This is a genomic window from Pseudomonas cremoris (assembly GCF_014230465.1).
The window spans coordinates 363,086-383,193 of the sequence record NZ_JAAXCY010000001.1 but is presented as its reverse complement, the minus strand read 5'-3'; the positions used below and the strand labels follow the sequence as shown (position 1 = coordinate 383,193).

8 protein-coding genes are annotated in these 20,108 nt (G+C 62.7%); 5 read left to right on the top strand and 3 right to left on the bottom strand.

What is annotated here, in order from left to right; all coding sequences use genetic code 11:
* Entirely contained in the window at nucleotides 1-873 is an 873-nt protein-coding gene (locus HF257_RS01740) for an SDR family oxidoreductase (protein ID WP_185703716.1), read from the bottom strand.
* Between the two features lie 13 nt (nucleotides 874-886).
* On the bottom strand, nucleotides 887-2,665 hold the full coding sequence (locus tag HF257_RS01735; RefSeq protein ID WP_185703717.1) for an acyclic terpene utilization AtuA family protein: 1,779 nt from the start codon (nucleotides 2,663-2,665) through the stop codon (nucleotides 887-889).
* A 159-nt stretch (nucleotides 2,666-2,824) separates the two neighbouring features.
* Between HF257_RS01735 and HF257_RS01730 the strand changes: the two genes are divergently transcribed.
* From HF257_RS01730 to HF257_RS01720, 3 genes are all read left to right on the top strand, one after another.
* The gene (locus HF257_RS01730; RefSeq protein ID WP_185703720.1) at nucleotides 2,825-3,448 is read left to right on the top strand and encodes a TetR/AcrR family transcriptional regulator; all 624 of its coding nucleotides are present in this window, start codon (nucleotides 2,825-2,827) and stop codon (nucleotides 3,446-3,448) included.
* 93 nt (nucleotides 3,449-3,541) lie between these two features.
* A complete protein-coding gene (locus HF257_RS01725; protein WP_185703722.1) occupies nucleotides 3,542-4,330 on the top strand; it encodes a substrate-binding periplasmic protein in 789 nt (262 codons plus the stop codon).
* 68 nt (nucleotides 4,331-4,398) lie between these two features.
* Nucleotides 4,399-5,412: a GNAT family N-acetyltransferase gene (locus HF257_RS01720; protein ID WP_185703724.1), complete on the top strand. Its 1,014-nt coding sequence runs from the start codon at nucleotides 4,399-4,401 to the stop codon at nucleotides 5,410-5,412.
* A 77-nt stretch (nucleotides 5,413-5,489) separates the two neighbouring features.
* Here the strand turns inward: HF257_RS01720 and HF257_RS01715 are convergent, their stop codons facing one another.
* The gene (locus tag HF257_RS01715; protein WP_003192867.1) at nucleotides 5,490-6,041 is read right to left on the bottom strand and encodes an RNA polymerase factor sigma-70; all 552 of its coding nucleotides are present in this window, start codon (nucleotides 6,039-6,041) and stop codon (nucleotides 5,490-5,492) included.
* A 302-nt stretch (nucleotides 6,042-6,343) separates the two neighbouring features.
* Here HF257_RS01715 and HF257_RS01710 point away from each other — a divergent pair, with 302 nt between their 5' ends.
* Both HF257_RS01710 and HF257_RS01705 read left to right on the top strand, forming a co-directional pair.
* Complete coding sequence (locus HF257_RS01710) at nucleotides 6,344-7,096, top strand: thioesterase II family protein (protein ID WP_185703726.1); 753 nt, start codon at nucleotides 6,344-6,346, stop codon at nucleotides 7,094-7,096.
* A gap of 51 nt (nucleotides 7,097-7,147) precedes the next feature.
* Complete coding sequence (locus HF257_RS01705) at nucleotides 7,148-20,044, top strand: non-ribosomal peptide synthetase (RefSeq protein WP_185703728.1); 12,897 nt, start codon at nucleotides 7,148-7,150, stop codon at nucleotides 20,042-20,044.
* Nucleotides 20,045-20,108 lie beyond the last annotated feature (64 nt).

Sequence of the window (20,108 nt, the reverse complement as noted above, 5' to 3'; positions counted from 1 at the left end):
TTAGTTCTCCCCCTTGAGTACATCCGGCATATACGCTCGGTGGAAGCCGTTGAACGACTCGCTTGGCGGTTGCGCCTTGTGCAGCGGCCAGGCGCGGCTGCCCAGGCTGGCGGCGCCGTCGATGCGCAGGGTGCTGCCGCTGATAAAGGCTGCGGCGGGGCTGAGCAAGAAGACGATGGCGGCGCTGACTTCCGATTCGGTGCCGATGCGTTTGAGTGGTACATGTTCACGCAAGGTCGGGATTACCGCCTTGAAGGCGCCTTCGTAAGTGTCCATGCCGCTGGAGGCAATCCAGCCCGGTGCCACGGCGTTGACGCGCACCCCGGCGTATCCCCATTCAAACGCGGCGGTCTTGGTGAAGTTGTCCATGCCCGAACGCGCAGCGCCCGAGTGACCCATGCCGGGCATCCCGCCCCACATGTCGGCAAGCATATTGACGATGGCGCCACCGTGCTTGCTCATGGATTGATTGAACACTTCCCGCGCCATCAGGAAACCGCCCACCAGATTGGTGCGCAGTACGGTTTCGAAGCCTTTTTGGTTGATCGCGGCCAGTGGCGACGGGTATTGGCCGCCAGCGTTGTTGACCAGGCCGTGTATCGGTCCATGGTCCTTGAGCATCTGGCTGACCAGGGCCTTCACCGCCTCTTCATCGCGAATGTCGCAGGCTTGCCAATAGGCGCTGCCCCCGTCCTCGGCGATCTCTGCCGCGACCTTTTGCAGCTTTTCCGGCTTGCGTCCTACCAGAATCACCTGTGCACCCAACGCCGCCAGTTCATGCGCGGTGCAGCGGCCAATGCCACTGCCGCCGCCGGTGATAATCACGGTGGTCCCTTGGAACAGGTCGGCTTTGAATATCGAGTCGAAGGGCACGGCAACGCTCCTTTTATTGGAATAAGTCTGCGATGTGTTGCGGCACGGCAATGGGGATTTCCAGCAACTGCTGGGCGAACGCCTTGCCTTGCGGGTCGATGCGCAAGCTGGCGATACCGCCGCCGCCCAAGGCGTTTTCCAGCAGGAAATTGAGGCTGTGGCTGCCGGGCAAATACCAGCGCTCGACGCGACCGTGGAGCGGGTCGAGAACGTGGCCCATCCAGTCGACGATCACGGCCGGGGTCAACGCTTCGGCGATCCACGGCAGGTACTCGGGGGCCCGGGCGATCACGCCGATATTGCTGTGGTTGCCTTTGTCGCCGGAGCGCGCCACGGCGAGTTTGACCAGGGGCACGCTGGCGTCGGCAAGGCCTTGGGGCTTGGGCGGGTCAAGTGATGCAGCGGGCGTGACTGGCGTCTGGGTGGTGGGCAAGTCGCACAGGTGGCGCTGACCCTGGAACTCGATCACGGGTGTGCACGACGACTTATCGACCAGGAATGAAAACAAGCGGATCAACGGGTACACCGTCGGCCGTCCACCGACGATGCCGGTGAGCCCCGGTGCCATGCCTGTCGCCGCCTGGGCGATCTCCCGGGCAAACAACACCAAGGCCTGTTTGCTCGGGTGACGCACCGCCAATTTCACCACCACTTCACGGCAGTCGTGACGCCTGGCGTGGGCGCCGTAAGTGGCTTCGCTGCCGAGCAGTTCGATATTCACATCGGTGTAAGGCGCCCAGCCGCGTTGGCTGAACAGCTCGGCGGTCTTGCTGATGATCGCCTGGCTGACCCGTTCGGCCTTGGCCACAGCGTCGATGCCGGCGATCAGGCAACTGGCGGTGCAGCGAAAGCCATCCGGGTACGTAGCACTCACCTTGTACTGATCGGTGGGTGGCAGGCCCTTGGCCCCGTGCAGGCGCACACTGTGTTTGTCCTGTTGCTGCAGTTTGACTTGGCTGAAATCGCAGATCACGTCCGGCAGCAGGTAGGCACGAGGGTCGCCGATTTCATACAGCAGCTGCTCGGCCACGCTGAGTTCACTGATCAGCCCGCCGCTGCCCTCGACCTTGTTCACGGTGAACTGCCCGTCGGCGCTGACTTCGACGATGGGAAAGCCGATGTGCTCGTAGTCCGGCACGTCGCGCCAATCGGTGAAGTTACCGCCGGTGCACTGGGCGCCGCATTCGATGATATGCCCGGCCAGTGCGGCGTGGGCAAGGCGGTCGTAGTCGTGCCACGACCAGTTGAACGCGTGCACCAGCGCGGCGCTGACCACCGCGCTATCCACCACGCGGCCAGTGATGACGATATCGGCCCCCAGCCCAAGCGCTTGGACGATACCGGGTGCGCCCAGGTAGGCGTTGGCGGACACACACATCGGCGGCAGCGGTGTGCCGTTGAACATGTCGGTGATGCCGTGGAATTTTTTCAGCTGGGGTTGCAGGTCATCGCCCAGCAGCACGGCGATTTTCAGCGGGATCGCAGCCTTGTCGCAGGCCGCTTGCAGGGCCGCGGCACAGGCTTGTGGGTTAATGCCACCCGCGTTGCTGATTACGCGGATGCCCTGGCGCTGGATATCTGCCAGCAGGGGCGTAAGCACTTCGACGAAATCCGTGGCGTAGCCGGCCTGGGGATCTTTCATCCGCGCACCAGCGAGGATCGACATCGTGACTTCCGCCAGGTAGTCGAACACCAGGTAGTCCAACGCGCCGCCGTGTACCAATTGGGCGGCGGCGGTGCAGGTGTCGCCCCAGAAGGCGCTGGCGCAGCCGATACGAACCGTCTTGCTCATGAGAAATCCTTCTCCAAGTGGCTGCTGCCGAGACTACCAAGCAAGCGCTTGGTTTGTAAACTCTCGACACAAAGTTTAAGCCAAGCGCTTGCTTGGGTAGCGGCCACGGCCTAAATTGCCGGCCAAGACGTCCGTAGAAGTGAAGGTGAGGAGAGCAGCATGGATGAGCACAAAGCCCTGCGGGTGATGCGCACCATGGTCGACGGCGGCCAATTGACCGACCCCGACAGTGCCCGGGGCAAGTTGTTGCAAACCGCGGCCCACCTGTTTCGCAACAAGGGCTACGAGCGCACTACGGTGCGTGACCTGGCCAGCGCCGTGGGCATCCAGTCCGGCAGCATCTTTCATCACTTCAAGAGCAAGGACGAGATCCTGCGGGCAGTGATGGAGGAAACCATCCACTACAACACCGCGATGATGCGTGCCTCCCTTGAAGAAGCCACGAACGTGCGTGAACGCGTGCTGGCGCTGATCCGCTGCGAATTGCAGTCGATCATGGGCGGCAGCGGCGAGGCCATGGCGGTGTTGGTGTATGAGTGGCGCTCACTGTCGGCCGAAGGCCAGGCCCAGGTGCTGGCGTTGCGCGACGTCTATGAAGCTATCTGGTTGCAGGTGCTGGGGGAGGCCAAGGCGGCCGGCTATATCAAGGGCGATGTGTTTATCACGCGGCGCTTTCTCACGGGGGCGTTGTCCTGGACCACCACCTGGTTCCGTGCCGAGGGCAGCCTCACGCTTGAGCAACTGGCCGAAGAAGCCCTGTTGATGGTTCTGAAGGCCGACTGAGGCGCAAGCTATTAATTTGACGTTGGAAAGTTGTCTCTCCAGAGGAAAACGCCTAGCTTATTGCCATCAGTGTATCGAACGGTGTGTGCCTTGATGTTTTCGCCCTGGCGGCTGGCTGCAGGACTTGCTTTATGGACACTGGGCACCGTGGGCTGGATGCCGGCTTCGGCTGCGCAGTTGGTGAGGATCGGCGCGGCACATTTCCCGCCCTACACGGTGCGCCCTGAGCAGGGTGCAGACACCGGACTGCTGCCGCAACTGGTCGAAGCTCTGAACGCCGTGCAAAGTGATTACCAATTTGTGCTGGTACCCACCTCGATCCCACGGCGTTTCCGGGACTTTGAGCAGGGCCGCGTCGACATGGCGATCTTCGAGAACCCTGACTGGGGCTGGCAGAAAATTGCTCACACCAGCGTCGATATGGGCCTGGAAGACGCAGAAATCTTCGTCGCCCAGCGTGAGGCCGGTCGCGGCCAGGACTATTTCGCCGACCTCACCGGCAAACGCCTGGCGGTGTTCAGCGGTTATCACTACGCCTTTGCCAACTTCAACCCCGACCCCAAGTACATGGCCGAGCACTTCAACGCCACGTTGACCTATTCCCATGACAGCAACCTGTTGATGGTGGCGCGCGGGCGTGCGGACATCGCCTTGGTCACCCGCTCATACCTCAGTGATTTCATGGTGCGCAACGCGGAGATGGCCGCGCAGTTCCTGGTGTCGGAACGCATCGATCAGGTCTATCACCACTATGCGTTGCTGCGACCCAAGGCGCCGATCACCGGCGAAGCGTTTGCCGGGTTGCTCAAGCGCCTGCGGGACAACGGCGAGATGCTGAAAATCTTCGAACCCTACCGCATCGATGTGATGCCCACGCCCTGACGGGCTAAATTTCTACCCATGGCTCACGTCACTTCTCTATCTGTCGACGATTATCGTGAGCCCCTCCCATGTCCAATCTGAAAGACCTGTCGACCTTGCCGCTGCCGGCCGGGCCCGCCTTGAATGCCGATGAAACCGACGCTCACCTGAGCCTGACCCTGGAAGGCCAGCCGCTGGTGCGTTTACGCCTTGAGCGGGGCGACGTGTTGCACGTGCATTTGCAGGACGCCAACCACGTTGCCCCGGCGCGTGCCTTATGGGCGGCCAGTTATTGGCTGTTCGTCAAGGAGCCTGCGCGCCAGCACCTGGTTTGGCACCTTGAACATGCGGCTGAAGATGCCTTGCGCAGTGGCCTGCTGGTTGCCACCGAGGTGGCAGGGCAATTTCACTGCGAGCGCACGCTGTTCTGGCAACTGCCCCAGCCGTGGCTCGGGCAATCCCTCAGTGGCAGTTACCCGCAGCAGATGGTCATCAGCAATGGCAAGCGCCACCCCGCTCGCGCACCCAAGCCGCGTGGTGAGGTGTACCGGCGTTTTGACGCACGCCTGGGCGCTTGGATTTCCCTGCGTACCGTTGAAATTGATGTGGACCTGGCGCGCTTCAATCGCTGGCAGAACAGCGAGCGCGTGGCGAGTTTCTGGCAGGAAAGCGGCAGCCTGGAACAGCACCGCGAATACCTGGACAAGCTGGAAGCCGATCCCCACACCCTCACGCTGATCGGATGCTTCGATGACGAACCCTTCGCTTATTTCGAAGCCTACTGGGCCAAGGAAGACCGCATCGCACCGTTCTACGCTGCTGGCGACTATGACCGTGGCATTCACATGCTGGTGGGGGAAGAACATCACCGTGGCCCGCACAAAGTCGCGAGTTGGTTATCTGCTTTGGTGCACTACCTGTTCCTGGATGATCCGCGCACCCAGCGCGTGGTGGCGGAGCCGCGTGCTGACAACGCGAAGATGATTGGCCATATGCAGAACCAGTGTTTCCACTGCGAGAAGGAATTTGATTTCCCCCACAAGCGTGCCGCCTTGATGATCCTGGGGCGCGAGCGGTTTTTTGATCGGTGTGGGTTGGTCTAAAGCCCGGACGCTCTTTGTAGTGAGCGGGGCAAGCCCGCTCACTACATGGCAGTTTGGGCGCGCTTGGCTATAGGTTTTCAGACCCGCCGCGCAAACGTATCGCTATGGCTGCCCGACACCTTGCGGCAATGCACCAGCGCATCGCGAATCATGAAGTTCACCAGCGTCGGTGATACGCCCAATTCCTTGGCGATGTCCTTCTGCGGCACGCCATGCAGGCGATACATCTCGAACGCGTAACGGGTGCGCTGCGGCAACTCGGTCAGGGCGTCGGCGATGTTTTCCAGCGTGTTGAAATTGATGTGGGAGGTTTCCGGTGAAGCGCCGTGGATGACCACATTCAAGCCTTCCTCTTCCGTCCCCGAGTATTTGAGCTCCAGTGCCTGCTTGCGGTAGTGGTCGATCGCCAGGTTGCGCACGATCTGGAACAGATAACTGAGTTGGGCCTTGAACGATGAGGTGATCGTTGGTGCCGATTGCAGTCGGAAGTAGGCGTCTTGCACCACGTCTTCGGCGCGTGAGCGGCAGCCGGTGATACGTGCTGCGATCTTCACCAGGATCAGCCGATTGTCGACAAATGCCTGAAGAAGTGGTGAGTCACACCTGCCTGTGGATACGGGTTCCGTCATGGAATTCACCTGATTGCTAAAGAGGTTAGGGGAGGGCGTCCTTGCTGAGGCCTCCTACACATCGGGCAACAAATTAGGCTTAATGATAATGATTGTCAAATGAGAAGACGAACTAATCTTATGCCTTCCCGGAAGGTGTGAACCACGTCTCGCTCATCCCCCGCGACTAATTATTTGCTGCTGCCGTCCGTTCTCATGGGTGACAGGCTCGTTAGTGAAACGGCCAAGGATCAGCACCCGCAGGAGAGCGAGATGGGTTTCGATCGTGCACACAGCATGTTTCAGTTTGGAGTCCTCAAGCGATGAGTACACCAACGCGGCTGCGGCTGTTCTGCCTGCCTTATTCGGGCGCCAGTGCCATGGTTTACGCGCGCTGGCGCCGCGCTTTGCCGGAGTGGTTGCAGGTGTGTCCGCTAGAGCTGCCGGGCCGTGGCATGCGCCTGGGAGAACCCTTGCAGCGCGATATCAAAACCTTGGCAGCGCAGCTTGCAGATGAAATCAGCCGCGACCTGGACGGCCCTTATGCGCTGTTTGGCCATAGCCTCGGCGGGCTGCTGGCGTTCGAACTGGCCCACGCTTTGGCCGCGCGTAAAGCCCCGGCGCCCTTGGCGCTATTCGCGTCCGGCACAGCGGGCCCGGCACATCGCGATGTCAGCGAATACGCCGTCGAAAAAACCGACGAACAGCTGATCGCCCGCCTGCGCGAACTGCAGGGCACCGCCGAAGAGGTCCTGGCCAATGCTGAGTTGATGCAGTTGATGCTGCCGATCCTGCGCGCCGATTTTCTGCTGTGCGGCAGCTTCACCTACGGCCAGCGCGAGCCGTTGGGTATGCCGATCCACGTGTTGGGCGGTAAGCAAGACACGGTGCGCGCCGACCAATTGCTCGACTGGCAAACCGACGCGGCCAGCGGTTTTTCCCTGGACATGTTCGACGGTCACCACTTCTTCCTCGTGCAGCACGAAAGCGCCGTACTGCGCTGCGTGCGGCGCTATGCCGACGAGCACCTGGCCCGCTGGCGCAATGACGCGGCACGGCAACTGGCTGCTGGTTGAGCGCCTCACATTCCCCGATTTCCCCGTAAGCCGATTTCAGGCAGGAACCCCATGATGGACGCCTTCGAACTTCCCCGCACATTGGTCCAGTCCCTTCAACGTCGCGCTGCGCAAACCCCGGACCAGGTGGCCTTGCGCTTCCTTGCCGAATCCGCCGAGCAGAACATTGTGCTCAGCTATCGCGACCTCGACAGGCGTGCCCGCACCATCGCCGCCGCGTTGCAGGCCAATGCGGCGCTCGGCGACCGTGCGGTGCTGTTGTTCCCTAGCGGCCCGGATTACGTCGCGGCGTTCTTTGGTTGCCTGTACGCCGGGGTGATCGCGGTACCGGCGTATCCGCCGGAGTCCACCCGTCGCCATCACCAGGAGCGTCTGCTGTCGATCATCAGTGATGCCGAACCGCGCCTGCTGCTGACCATCGCCAGCCTCGGCGATGGCCTGGCGCAGATCGAAAATGCGCCGCCGGTATTGAGTGTCGATACCCTCGATGCGCAGATTGCCGATCGCTGGGTCGCCCCTGACCTGCATGCCGACGACATCGCCTTCCTGCAATACACCTCCGGCTCCACCGCGTTGCCCAAGGGCGTGCAAGTCAGCCACGGCAACCTGGTGGCCAACGAAGTGCTGATCCGTCGCGGCTTTGGCATCGACCTCAACCCGAATGACGTGATCGTCAGTTGGTTGCCGCTGTACCACGACATGGGCCTGATCGGCGGCCTGTTGCAACCGATCTTCAGCGGCGTGCCGTGCGTGTTGATGTCTCCGGCGTACTTCCTCGGTCGCCCATTGCGCTGGCTCGAAGCGATCAGCGAATACGGCGGCACCATCAGCGGCGGCCCGGATTTCGCCTACCGCCTGTGCAGCGAGCGGGTCAGTGAGTCGGCCGTGGAACGCCTGGACTTGAGCCAATGGCGCGTGGCCTATTCCGGCTCCGAGCCAATCCGTCTCGACACCCTGGAGCGCTTCGCCGAGAAGTTCGCTGCCTGCGGGTTTACGCCCGATAATTTTTTCGCCTCCTATGGCCTGGCCGAAGCGACGCTGTTCGTCGCCGGCGGCAGCCGTGGCCGTGGCATCCCGGCCATGCGCATGGACGAACAAGCATTGGCCGCCAACCGCGCCGAGCCGGGGCAGGGCGCTGCGATCATGAGTTGCGGCACCAGCCAGCCGGAACACGCGGTGCTGATCGTCGACCCGCAGACCCTGGCAGAGTTGCCAGACAATAGCGTTGGCGAACTCTGGGCTACCGGCCCAAGCATCGCCCACGGCTACTGGCGCAACCCCGAGGCCACTGCCAAGACCTTCGTGCAGCACGCCGGTCGTACCTGGTTGCGCACCGGCGACCTGGGTTTTATGCGCTTTGGCGAGGTGTACATCACTGGCCGCTTGAAAGACCTGCTGATCGTGCGCGGTCACAACCTGTACCCCCAGGACATCGAGCAGACCATCGAGCGCGAAGTAGAAGTGGTACGCAAGGGCCGGGTGGCGGCGTTTGCCGTGAATCACCAGGGCCTGGAAGGCATCGGCATTGCCGCCGAGATCAGCCGCAGCGTGCAGAAAATCCTGCCGCCCGAAGCGTTGATCAAGGCGATTCGCCAAGCGGTTGCCGAGGCTTATCAAGAGGCGCCGAGCGTGGTGGTGCTGCTCAACCCCGGCGCGCTGCCCAAGACTTCCAGCGGCAAGGTGCAGCGGGCGGCGTGTGGCTTGCGTCACGCCGATGGCAGCCTCGATAGCTACGCGCAGTTTCCCGAGGTGCAAACCCAGGTCGGTGATGCGGTGTTGGAGTCCGAACTGCAAAACCGGATCGCCGCGATCTGGTGCGAGCAGCTGCATGTCGCGACGGTCGCCGCCGATGACCACTTCTTCCTGCTCGGCGGCAACTCCATCACCGCCACTCAGGTAGTGGCACGCCTGCGCGAAACCCTGGGCCTGGAGCTGAACCTGCGCATGCTGTTCGAGGCGCCAACCCTGGAAGGCTTCGCCACGAATGTCGCGCAATTGCAGCAAGACGGTGGCGTCGCCCAAGGCGCCATCCACCGCCTGTCGCGCCAGGATGAACTGCCCCAATCCCTGGCGCAGAACCGCCTGTGGATCACCTGGCAACTGGATCCCCATAGTAGCGCCTATACCATCCCCGGCGCCTTGCGCCTGCGCGGCGAGCTGGACGAAGACGCGGTGCGTGCCAGTTTCCAGCAACTGATCCAACGCCACGAAGCGCTGCGCACACGTTTCTATGAGCGCGATGGCCAGGCCTTCCAGCGTGTCGATGCCAAGGCTGATTTCGAGCTGCAAGTCATCGACCTCAGCGACCTGCCTTTGGCCGAACGCGAAGCTCGCGCGCAACAGATCCGCGAGGACGAAGCACGCACTCAGTTCGACCTGGAAAAAGGTCCGCTGCTGTGGGTGACCCTGGTTCGTCTGGATGATGAAGACCACCAACTTCTAGTGACCTTGCACCACATCATCGCCGACGGTTGGTCGCTCAACATTTTGATCGACGAGTTCTCCCGCCTGTACGCCGCCGCAGCCCAAGGCCAAAGCCTGGAGCTGCCGCCCCAGGCCCTGCAATACGCCGACTATGGCAGTTGGCAGCGCCAATGGCTGGCCGAGGGCGAAGGCCAGCGGCAACTGGCCTACTGGAAGGCGCAACTCGGCGAGGAACATCCGACCCTGAGCCTGGCCACCGACCACCCGCATTCGGCGCATCACCGCAACAGCGCCTCGCGCCATACCGTGCGGTTGAATGCGGGCCTCAGCGAAGCGATTCGCCAGACCGCCCAGGCCAACCAGTCCACGCCGTTCATGCTGTTGCTGGCGGCGTTCCAGACCTTGCTTTACCGCTACAGCGGCCAGCGTGATATCCGCATCGGCGTGCCCAACGCCAACCGTCCGCGCCAGGAAACCCAGGGCCTGATCGGCTTCTTCATCAACACGCTGGTGTTGCGTGCTGAACTGGACAGCCGCCTGTCGTTCGACGCGCTGTTGGCCGCCACCCGCGAGACGGCGATGGGCGCCCAGGCCCACCAGGACCTGCCGTTCGAGCAACTGCTCGAAGCCTTCCCGCAGGCTCGTGAACAAGGTCTGTTCCAGGTCATGTTCAACCACCAGCAACGCGACCTCAGTGCATTGCGCCGCCTGCCGGGCATGCTCGCCGACGAGCTGCCATGGCACAGCCGCGAAGCCAAGTTCGACCTGCAACTGCACAGTGAAGAGGACCGCAGTGGGCGCCTGAGCCTGTCGTTCGACTACGCCGACGAACTGTTCGAAACCCGCACCATCGAGCGCCTGGCCGAGCACTTCACCCAACTGCTGCAAGCGGTGTGCGACCAACCCCAGCAAGCCATCGGCGACCTCAAGCTGATGCAGCAAGACGAGCAACAAGTGTGGAGTGAAGCGCCGTGTGCGCCCGCCGAGCAATGGCTCCCCGAATTGCTCAATCAGCAGACCTCGGACGCTACCGCATTGGTCTGGCAGGACGGCAGCCTGACCTTTGCCCAACTGCACACCCAGGCCAACCGCCTGGCCCATTACTTGCGTGACAAAGGCGTGGGCCCGGACGTATGCGTGGCGATCGCCGCCGAGCGTTCGCCGCAATTGCTGATCGGCCTACTGGCAATCATCAAGGCCGGTGGCGCCTATGTGCCGCTTGATCCGGACTACCCCGCCGACCGCCTGGCCTACATGCTCAAGGACAGCGGCGTACATCTGCTGCTGACCCAGACCGCGCTGTTGGAGCAACTGCCCACGGCTGATGGCGTGTGCGTGATCGCCATGGACAGCCTGCACCTGGACAGCTGGCCCACCCAGCCGCCGGGTCTGCACCTCAATGGCGACAACCTCGCCTACGTGATCTACACCTCCGGTTCCACCGGCCAGCCCAAAGGCGTGGGCAACACTCACGCGGCCTTGGCCGAGCGCTTGCAGTGGATGCAAGCCACTTACCCGCTCAATGAAACCGATGTGCTGATGCAGAAGGCGCCGATCAGTTTTGACGTATCGGTGTGGGAGTGCTTCTGGCCGCTGATCACCGGTTGCCGCTTGGTACTCGCGGGCCCCGGCGAGCATCGCGATCCGCACCGCATCGCGCAGTTGGTGCAAGAGCACGGCGTGACCACGCTGCACTTTGTGCCGCCGCTGTTGCAGCTGTTTATCGACGAACCCTTGGTGACCGAATGCACCAGTCTGCGCCGCTTGTTCTCCGGCGGTGAAGCGTTGCCGGCTGAACTGCGCAACCGCGTCTTGGCGCAACTGCCGGCGGTGCAATTGCACAACCGTTATGGCCCCACCGAAACCGCGATCAACGTGACGCACTGGCACTGCCGCGCCGAAGACGGCGAGCGCTCGCCGATTGGTCGGCCGCTGGGCAATGTGATCTGCCGTGTGCTCGACGAGCACCTCAATCCTGTGCCGCTGGGCGTGCCAGGCGAGTTGTGCATCGGTGGCATCGGCTTGGCCCGGGGTTACCTTGGCCGCGCGGGGTTGACCGCTGAGCGTTTTGTCGCCGATCACCACGGCGCTCGTCTGTACCGTACCGGTGACCGTGCACGCTGGAGTGCCGACGGTGTGCTCGAATACCTCGGCCGGCTGGATCAGCAGGTCAAGCTGCGTGGTTTCCGTGTGGAGCCGCAAGAAATCGAAGCACGCCTGCTGGCCCTGGACGGTATCGCCCAGGCGGTGGTGCTGGTGCGCGACGCACAGTTGATCGGTTACTACACCGCCCATACCGAGCTGGATGAAGATGAGGTAAAAACCGCCCTGGCCGCTGAGCTGCCGGAGTACATGGTGCCCGCGCTGCTGATGCGCCTGGACACCATGCCCCTGAGCCCCAGCGGCAAGCTGGACCGCCGCGCGCTGCCTGCACCTGTGTGGCAAACCCGTGAACATGTCGAGCCACAAACCCCGTTGCAACAGCAGATCGCCGCGATCTGGCGTGAAGTCCTCGGGCTGCCACGCATCGGCCTGCGCGATGACTTCTTCGCCCTTGGCGGCCACTCGTTGCTGGCCACGCAAATCATCTCCCGCACCCGCCAGGCGTGTGACGTCGAGCTGCCGTTGCGCACCCTGTTTGAAGCCAGTGAGCTGGGGGCGTTTGCCGAGCAGATTGGGCTGATCCAGGCGTCGGGCCAGCGCAATCAGCAAACCGCTATCGCCAAGGTCGACCGCAACCAACCGGTGCCGCTCTCCTATTCCCAGCAGCGCATGTGGTTCCTCTGGCAGATGGAACCAGACAGCCCGGCCTACAACGTCGGCGGCATGGCGCGCCTGCGTGGCGTGCTGGATGTGGGGCGTTTCGAGGCGGCGTTGCAGGCCTTGATCATGCGCCATGAAACCCTGCGCACCACCTTCCCAAGTGTCGATGGCGTGGCTTATCAGAAGGTCTCGGCGCAAACCGACCTGCGCATGGACTGGCAGGACCTCTCGGCGCTGAATGAAGCCGAGCGCCAGCTGCGTTTGCAGCGCCTGGCCGATCACGAAGCGCATACGCCGTTCAACCTGGAAACCGGTCCGTTATTGCGCGCGTGCCTGGTCAAGGCCGGCGAGCAGGAACACTACCTGGTGCTGACGCTGCACCATATCGTCACCGAAGGCTGGGCCATGGACATTTTTGCCCGTGAACTCAGCGCGCTTTACGAGGCGTTTATCGATGAACGCCTATCGCCCCTGGCGCCGTTGCCGGTGCAATACCTGGAATACAGCGTGTGGCAGCGCCAGTGGCTGGAGTCCGGTGAGCGCCAGCGTCAGTTGGATTACTGGACGCAGCAACTGGGCAGTGAACACCCGCTGCTGGAACTGCCCGGCGACCGCCCACGCCCGCCGGTGCAAAGTCACCAGGGCGAGCTGTACCGTTTTGATTTGAGCGATGACCTGGCCGCCCGCGTGCGCGCCTTCAATGCCGAGCGTGGCCTGACCCTGTTCATGACCATGACCGCCACCCTGGCCGTGCTGCTCTACCGCTACAGCGGTCAGACCGACCTGCGCATCGGCGCGCCGGTGGCCAATCGGATTCGCCCGGAAAGCGAAGGGTTGATCGGTGCGTTCCTCAACACCCAAGTGCTGCGTTGCCAGCTCAGTGGGCAGATGAATGTAGCTGAGCTCTTCGAGCACGTGCGTCACACTGTGATCGAAGGCCAGTCGCACCAGGACTTGCCGTTCGACCACTTGGTGGAAGCCCTGCAACCGCCCCGCAGCGCGGCGTACAACCCGCTGTTCCAAGTGATGTGCAACGTGCAGCGCTGGGAATTCCAGCAAAGCCGCCAGTTGGCCGGCATGACAGTCGAGTACCTGGCCAACGATGCCCGTGCCACCAAGTTCGACTTGAACCTGGAAGTCACCGACCTCGACCATCGCCTGGGTTGCTGCCTGACCTACAGCACCGACCTGTTTGATGAGCCGCGCATTGCGCGCATGGCCGAGCATTGGCGCAATCTGCTGGAAGCCTTGATCGCGAATCCGCAACAGCGCCTCAGCGAATTGCCATTGCTCAGCGTCGTTGAGCAACAAGCGTTGCAAGACAGCCTGGGTGTCGAAAAAGGAGAGCACCGCCTCGACCAGTGCATCCATCAACTGTTCAGCCAGCAGGCGATTAATCGTCCTGATGCTCCAGCGTTGACGTTTGCCGGCGTCACACTCAGCTACCGCGAGTTGAACGAACGTGCCAACCGCCTGGCGTGGATGCTGCGTGAGCGTGGCGTCGGCCCGCAGGTGCGCGTCGGCCTGGCGCTGCCGCGCTCGCTGGAAATGGTGACCGGCCTGCTGGCGATCCTCAAGGCCGGTGGCGCCTATGTACCGTTGGACCCGGAGTACCCGCTCGATCGCCTGCATTACATGATCGAAGACAGCGGCATCGGCCTGTTGCTCAGCGATGCGGCGATGTTCGAAGCCCTCGGCGAATTGCCGGCCACTGTGGCGTGCTGGTGCCTGGAAGATGACCTTCCCGTATTGGCTAATTACCCGTCCGACGAGTTGCCTTTTATCAGCCTGCCGCAACACCAGGCGTACCTGATCTACACCTCCGGCTCCACCGGCAAGCCCAAAGGCGTGGTGGTGTCCCACGGTGAAATCGCCATGCACTGTGCGGCGGTAATCGAACGCTTCGGCATGCGCCCGGACGACTGCGAGCTGCATTTTTATTCGATCAATTTCGACGCCGCCACCGAGCGTCTGCTGGTGCCGTTGCTCAGCGGTGCCCAAGTGGTATTGCGTGCTCAAGGGCAGTGGGATGCCGAAGAAATCTGCGCGCTGATCCGTACCCATCGCATCACTGTCCTGGGCTTCACCCCAAGCTACGGCAGCCAGTTGGCGCAGTGGCTGGCAACCCAGCAACAGACCTTGCCGGTGCGCATGTGCATCACCGGTGGCGAAGCGCTGACCGGTGAACACTTGCAGCGCATCCGAGCAGCGTTCCAACCGAAGGTGTTTTTCAACGCTTATGGCCCGACTGAGACGGTGGTGATGCCGCTGGCCAGCCTGGCGCCCGAGCAATTGGAAGAGGGCGCTGGCAGCGTGCCGATTGGCAGCATCATCGGTGACCGTGTGGCGTACATCCTCGACGCCGACCTGGCATTGGTGCCTCAAGGTGCGACGGGGGAGTTGTACATCGGTGGCGCGGGCCTGGCCCAGGGGTATCACGAACGTCCTGGCATGACGGCGGAGCGCTTTGTTGCCGATCCGTTTGCCAGCAATGGTGGCCGCCTGTACCGCACCGGCGACCTGGTGCGCCAACGCGCCGATGGCTTGGTGGAGTACCTGGGGCGTATCGACCATCAGGTGAAAATTCGCGGTTTCCGCATTGAGTTGGGCGAGATCGAAACCCGCCTGCTGGAACACGACGCCGTGCGCGAAGCGGTGGTGCTGGCGCTGGATTCGCCGAGTGGCAAACAGCTGGTTGCGTACCTGGTCAGCGATGCGGAACACGGCGCTCTGCGCGACGCCTTGAAGGCTCATCTAAAGGCGCAGCTGCCGGACTACATGGTGCCCGCGCACCTGATCGTGCTCGACAGCATGCCGCTGACCGCCAACGGCAAGCTCGACCGCCGCGCCTTACCGCAACCGGACCCCGAGGCCAACCGCCAACAGTACGTGGCGCCCCGCAATGAGCTGGAGCAAACACTCGCGGCGATCTGGGCGGCGGTGTTGAACGTACAGCAAGTCGGCCTAGACGATAATTTCTTCGAACTGGGTGGCGACTCGATCCTGTCGATCCAGGTGGTCAGCCGCGCGCGGCAGGCGGGGCTTCATTTCAGCCCGCGTGACCTGTTCCAGCACCAGACCGTGCAAACCCTGGCGGCTGTCGCCACGCGCTCCGAGCAGGTCACGGCGGAGCAGGGCGTGCTCACCGGAGGCTCGGGCCTTACGCCGATTCAGCATTGGTTCTTCGACACCGAGATTCCACAGCGTCAGCACTGGAACCAGGCGTTGTTGCTCAAGCCGCTGCAGCTGCTGGAACCCCATCGCCTGGAGCAAGCCCTGCTGGCGGTACTGGAACACCACGACGCCCTGCGCCTGAGCTTCACCCGGCGCGATGCCAGATGGCACGCCGAGCATTTGGCTGTGCCTCAAGGTGGCGTGCTGATGCAGGCCCAAGTGCGTGACATGACGCAGTGCACCGCGCTGTTCACCGACACCCAGCGCAGCCTCGACCTGCAACACGGCCCGCTGCTGCGCGCCCTGCTGGTGGATGGCCCTGAAGGTCAGCAACGCCTGCTGATCGCAATCCACCACTTGGTGGTGGACGGCGTTTCGTGGCGCGTGTTGCTGGAGGACCTGCAAACGGTCTATCGCCAGTTGAGCGACGGCCAAGCCGTCAGCCTGCCGGCCAAGACCAGTGCGTTGCGTGACTGGGCGTCGCGCTTGCAGGCCTATGCCGGCAGCGAGTCCCTGCGTGAAGAACTGCGCGTGTGGCAGCACCAACTCGCCGGCCCTGCGGTGGCGTTGCCGGTGGACCGTCCCCGGGGCTCGCTGCGCAATCGCGACGCCGACACGGTCAGCGTGCGCTTGGACGCCGAACACACCCGCCAGTTGCTGCAACAGGCGCCAAGTGCCTACCGCACCCAGGTCAATGACCTGCTGCTGACCGCCTTGGCCCGCGTGCTGTGCCGCTGGAGCGGCCACGCCTCGGCGCTGATCCAACTGGAAGGCCATGGCCGTGAAAGCCTGTTCGATGACGTCGACCTGACCCGCAGTGTCGGCTGGTTCACCAGTGCTTATCCGCTGCGCCTGACACCGCCGGCAGAGCAGGGCGACTCGATCAAGGCGATCAAGGAGCAACTGCGCGGCGTACCGCACAAAGGTTTGGGTTATGGCGTGCTGCGCTACCTCGCAGATGACCTGATCAAACAGACCATGGCCGCGCTGCCAAGCGCCGAGATCACCTTCAACTACCTCGGCCAGTTCGACCAGAGCTTCGACAGCGATGCGCTGTTCCATCCGCTGGATGAATCGGCTGGCATCGCCCATGACCCGGATGCACCGCTGCCCAACACCCTGAGCGTCGACAGCCAGGTGTACGGCGGTGAATTGGTGCTGCGCTGGACCTTCAGCCGCGAACGTCACGATCAACACACCATTCGCGAACTGGCCGAGGCCTACGTCGCCGAACTGCAAAGCCTGGTGGCGCACTGCCTCAAGGATGATGCCGGTGGCCTCACGCCGTCCGACTTCCCCCTGGCGCACCTGACCCAGGCGCAACTGGATGCCTTGCCTGTACCGGCCAGCGCCATCGAGGATGTGTATCCGCTCACGCCCATGCAGGAAGGACTGTTGCTGCACACCCTGCTGGAACCGGGCACCGGCCTGTACTACATGCAGGACCGTTACCGCATCAACAGCGCCCTGGACCCCGAGCGTTTCGCCCAGGCCTGGCAGGCGGTGATCGCTCGTCACGAGGCCCTGCGCGCGTCGTTTTGCTGGAATGTCGGCGAGGACATGCTGCAAGTGATCCACAAACCGGGCAGTACGCCGGTCGAGTACCTGGATTGGAGCCATGACCCGGAACATGAACAGGAGCCGCGCCTGCAAGCCTTGCTCAAGAGCGAGCGCGAAGCCGGTTTTGATCTGCTCAACCAGGCGCCATTCCACCTGCGTTTGATTCGCGTCGGCGCAGAGCGCTACTGGTTCATGATGAGCAACCACCACATCCTGATCGATGCCTGGTGCCGTTCGCTGCTGATGAATGACTTCTTCGATATCTACATGGCCCTGGGCGAAGGCCGCGACGCGCAACTGGCCACGCCGCCGCGCTACCGCGACTACATCGCCTGGCTGCAACGCCAGAACCTGAATGAGGCGCGCCAGTGGTGGCAACAGAACTTGCAAGGTTTCGAGCGCACCACGCCGATCCCGAGTGACCGGCCATTTATGCGTGACCACGCAGGCCATGGCGGCATGGTGGTGGGTGACTGCTACACCCGTCTTGATGCCCGTGATGGTGCGCAATTGCGTGAGCTGGCCCAGGCCCATCAGTTGACCGTCAACACCTTCGCCCAGGCGGCTTGGGCATTGGTACTGCGCCGCTTGAGCGGCGATCGCGACGTGCTGTTTGGCGTCACCGTGGCCGGGCGTCCGGTGGAAATGCCTGAGATGCAGCGCACCGTCGGCCTGTTCATCAACAGCATCGCACTGCGGGTGAAGCTGCCCGAGGACGATCAACGCTGCAGCGTGCGCCAGTGGCTGAGCGGCTTGCTCGACAGCAATATGCAACTGCGCGAGTACGAATACCTGCCGTTGGTAACGATCCAGGAACACAGCGAATTGCCCAAGGGCCAGCCGCTGTTCGACAGCCTGTTTGTATTCGAAAACGCCCCGGTGGAAGTCTCGGTGCTGGACCGCGCACAAAGCCTGAATGCCACCTCGGACTCTGGCCGCACCCACACCAACTTCCCGCTGACGGCGGTGTGTTATCCGGGCGATGACCTGGGCTTGCACCTGTCCTATGACCAGCGCTACTTCGACGAAACCACCGTGCAAGGCATGCTCGGCGAGTTCAAGCGCCTGCTGCTGGCGCTGGTGCAGGGCTTCCATGGCGACATGGCCGACCTGCCGCTGATTGGCGAGCAGGAACGTGCATTCCTGATGGACGGCTGCAACCAGAGCGAGCATGCGTATCCGCTGGAGCTCAGCTATGTCGAGCTGTTCGAAGCGCAGGTGGCCGCCCACCCGCAACGCATCGCCGCCAGTTGCCTCGACCAGCAATGGAGCTATGTCGAGCTGAACCTCCGCAGCAACCGCCTGGGGCATGCGTTGATCAAGGCGGGTGTTGGCCTGGATCAACCGGTGGCCTTGCTGGCTGAACGCAGCCTGGACTTGTTGGGCATGATCATCGGCAGCTTCAAGGCCGGTGCCGGTTACCTGCCGCTGGACCCGGGCCTGCCAAGCCAGCGTCTGAGCCGCATCATCGACTTGAGCCGTACGCCGTTGTTGGTGTGCACCGAAGCGTGTCGCGAACAGGCCGAGCAACTGCTGGAAGAGTTCGCTTGCTCGGGCCGGCCCAAACTGTTGGTGTGGGAAGCATTGGATGAGCGTGAGGACAATCCTGGGGTCTACAGCGGCCCGGACAATCTCGCCTACGTGATCTACACCTCGGGCTCTACCGGCCTGCCCAAAGGCGTGATGGTGGAACAACGCGGCATGCTCAATAACCAGTTGAGCAAGGTGCCGTATCTCGACCTGAGCCCGGCAGATGTGATCGCCCAGACCGCCTCACAAAGCTTCGATATTTCCGTGTGGCAATTCCTCGCCGCGCCGCTGTTTGGCGCACGGGTGGATATCGTACCGAATACCATCGCCCACGATCCGCAGGGGCTGCTTGCGCATGTACAGGCCCAGGGCATCACCGTACTGGAAAGCGTGCCGTCGCTGATCCAGGGCATGCTTGCCCAGGACCGCATCAGCCTGGACGGCCTGCGCTGGATGCTGCCAACCGGTGAAGCGATGCCGCCGGAGCTGGCGCACCAGTGGTTGCAGCGTTACCCAGAGATTGGCCTGGTGAATGCTTATGGCCCGGCTGAGTGCTCGGACGATGTGGCGTTCTATCGCGTCGACCTGGCGTCGACCCGGGGCACTTATCTGCCGATTGGTACGCCGACGGATAACAACCGCTTGTACCTGCTCGATGGTGCGCTGGAGTTGGTGCCGCAAGGTGCGGTGGGTGAGTTGTGTGTAGCGGGCACCGGCGTGGGGCGGGGTTACGTCAGCGATCCGCTACGCACCGCGCCAGTGTTTGTTCCGAACCCGTTCGGCGCGCCGGGGGAGCGGTTATATCGTACCGGTGACCTGGCACGTCGGCGCAGTGATGGCGTGCTGGAGTACGTCGGGCGTATCGACCATCAAGTGAAGATTCGCGGTTACCGCATCGAGCTGGGTGAAATCGAAGCGCGCCTGCATGAGCAACCGGAAGTTCGCGATGCGGCGGTGGGCGTGCAGGAGGGCGTCAATGGCAAGCACTTGGTGGGCTATCTGGTGGCGGCCGACGAAGCGCTGAACCCAAGCGAGCGTCTGGACCGCATCAAGCAACGCCTGCGCGCCGAGCTGCCGGAATACATGGTGCCGCTGCACTGGCTCTGGTTGGATCGCCTGCCACTCAACGCCAACGGCAAACTCGACCGCAAGGCCTTGCCTGATATCGACATCGGCCAGTTGCACGGCCAAGCCTATCAGGCGCCGCGTACCGAACTGGAGGCCACCTTGGCGGCGATTTGGGCTGAGGTGTTAAAGGTCGAAAAAGTGGGCGTGCAAGACAACTTCTTCGAACTGGGCGGGCATTCGCTGCTGGCCACGCAGATAGCCTCGCGGGTGCAGAAGACCCTGCAGCGGGATGTGCCGCTGCGGGCGATGTTCGAATGCAGCACGGTGGCGGAGTTGGCCGAGTATATCGACGGGTTGGCGGCCAATGAGATCAGTGCCGAGAAGGTGGATCGGTTGAGTGATTTGATGGCGGAGTTGGAGGGGCTTTAATCTCCATCGCTTGATAGGGCCTCTTCGCGAGCAAGCCCGCTCCCACATTGGATTGGGTTCACAC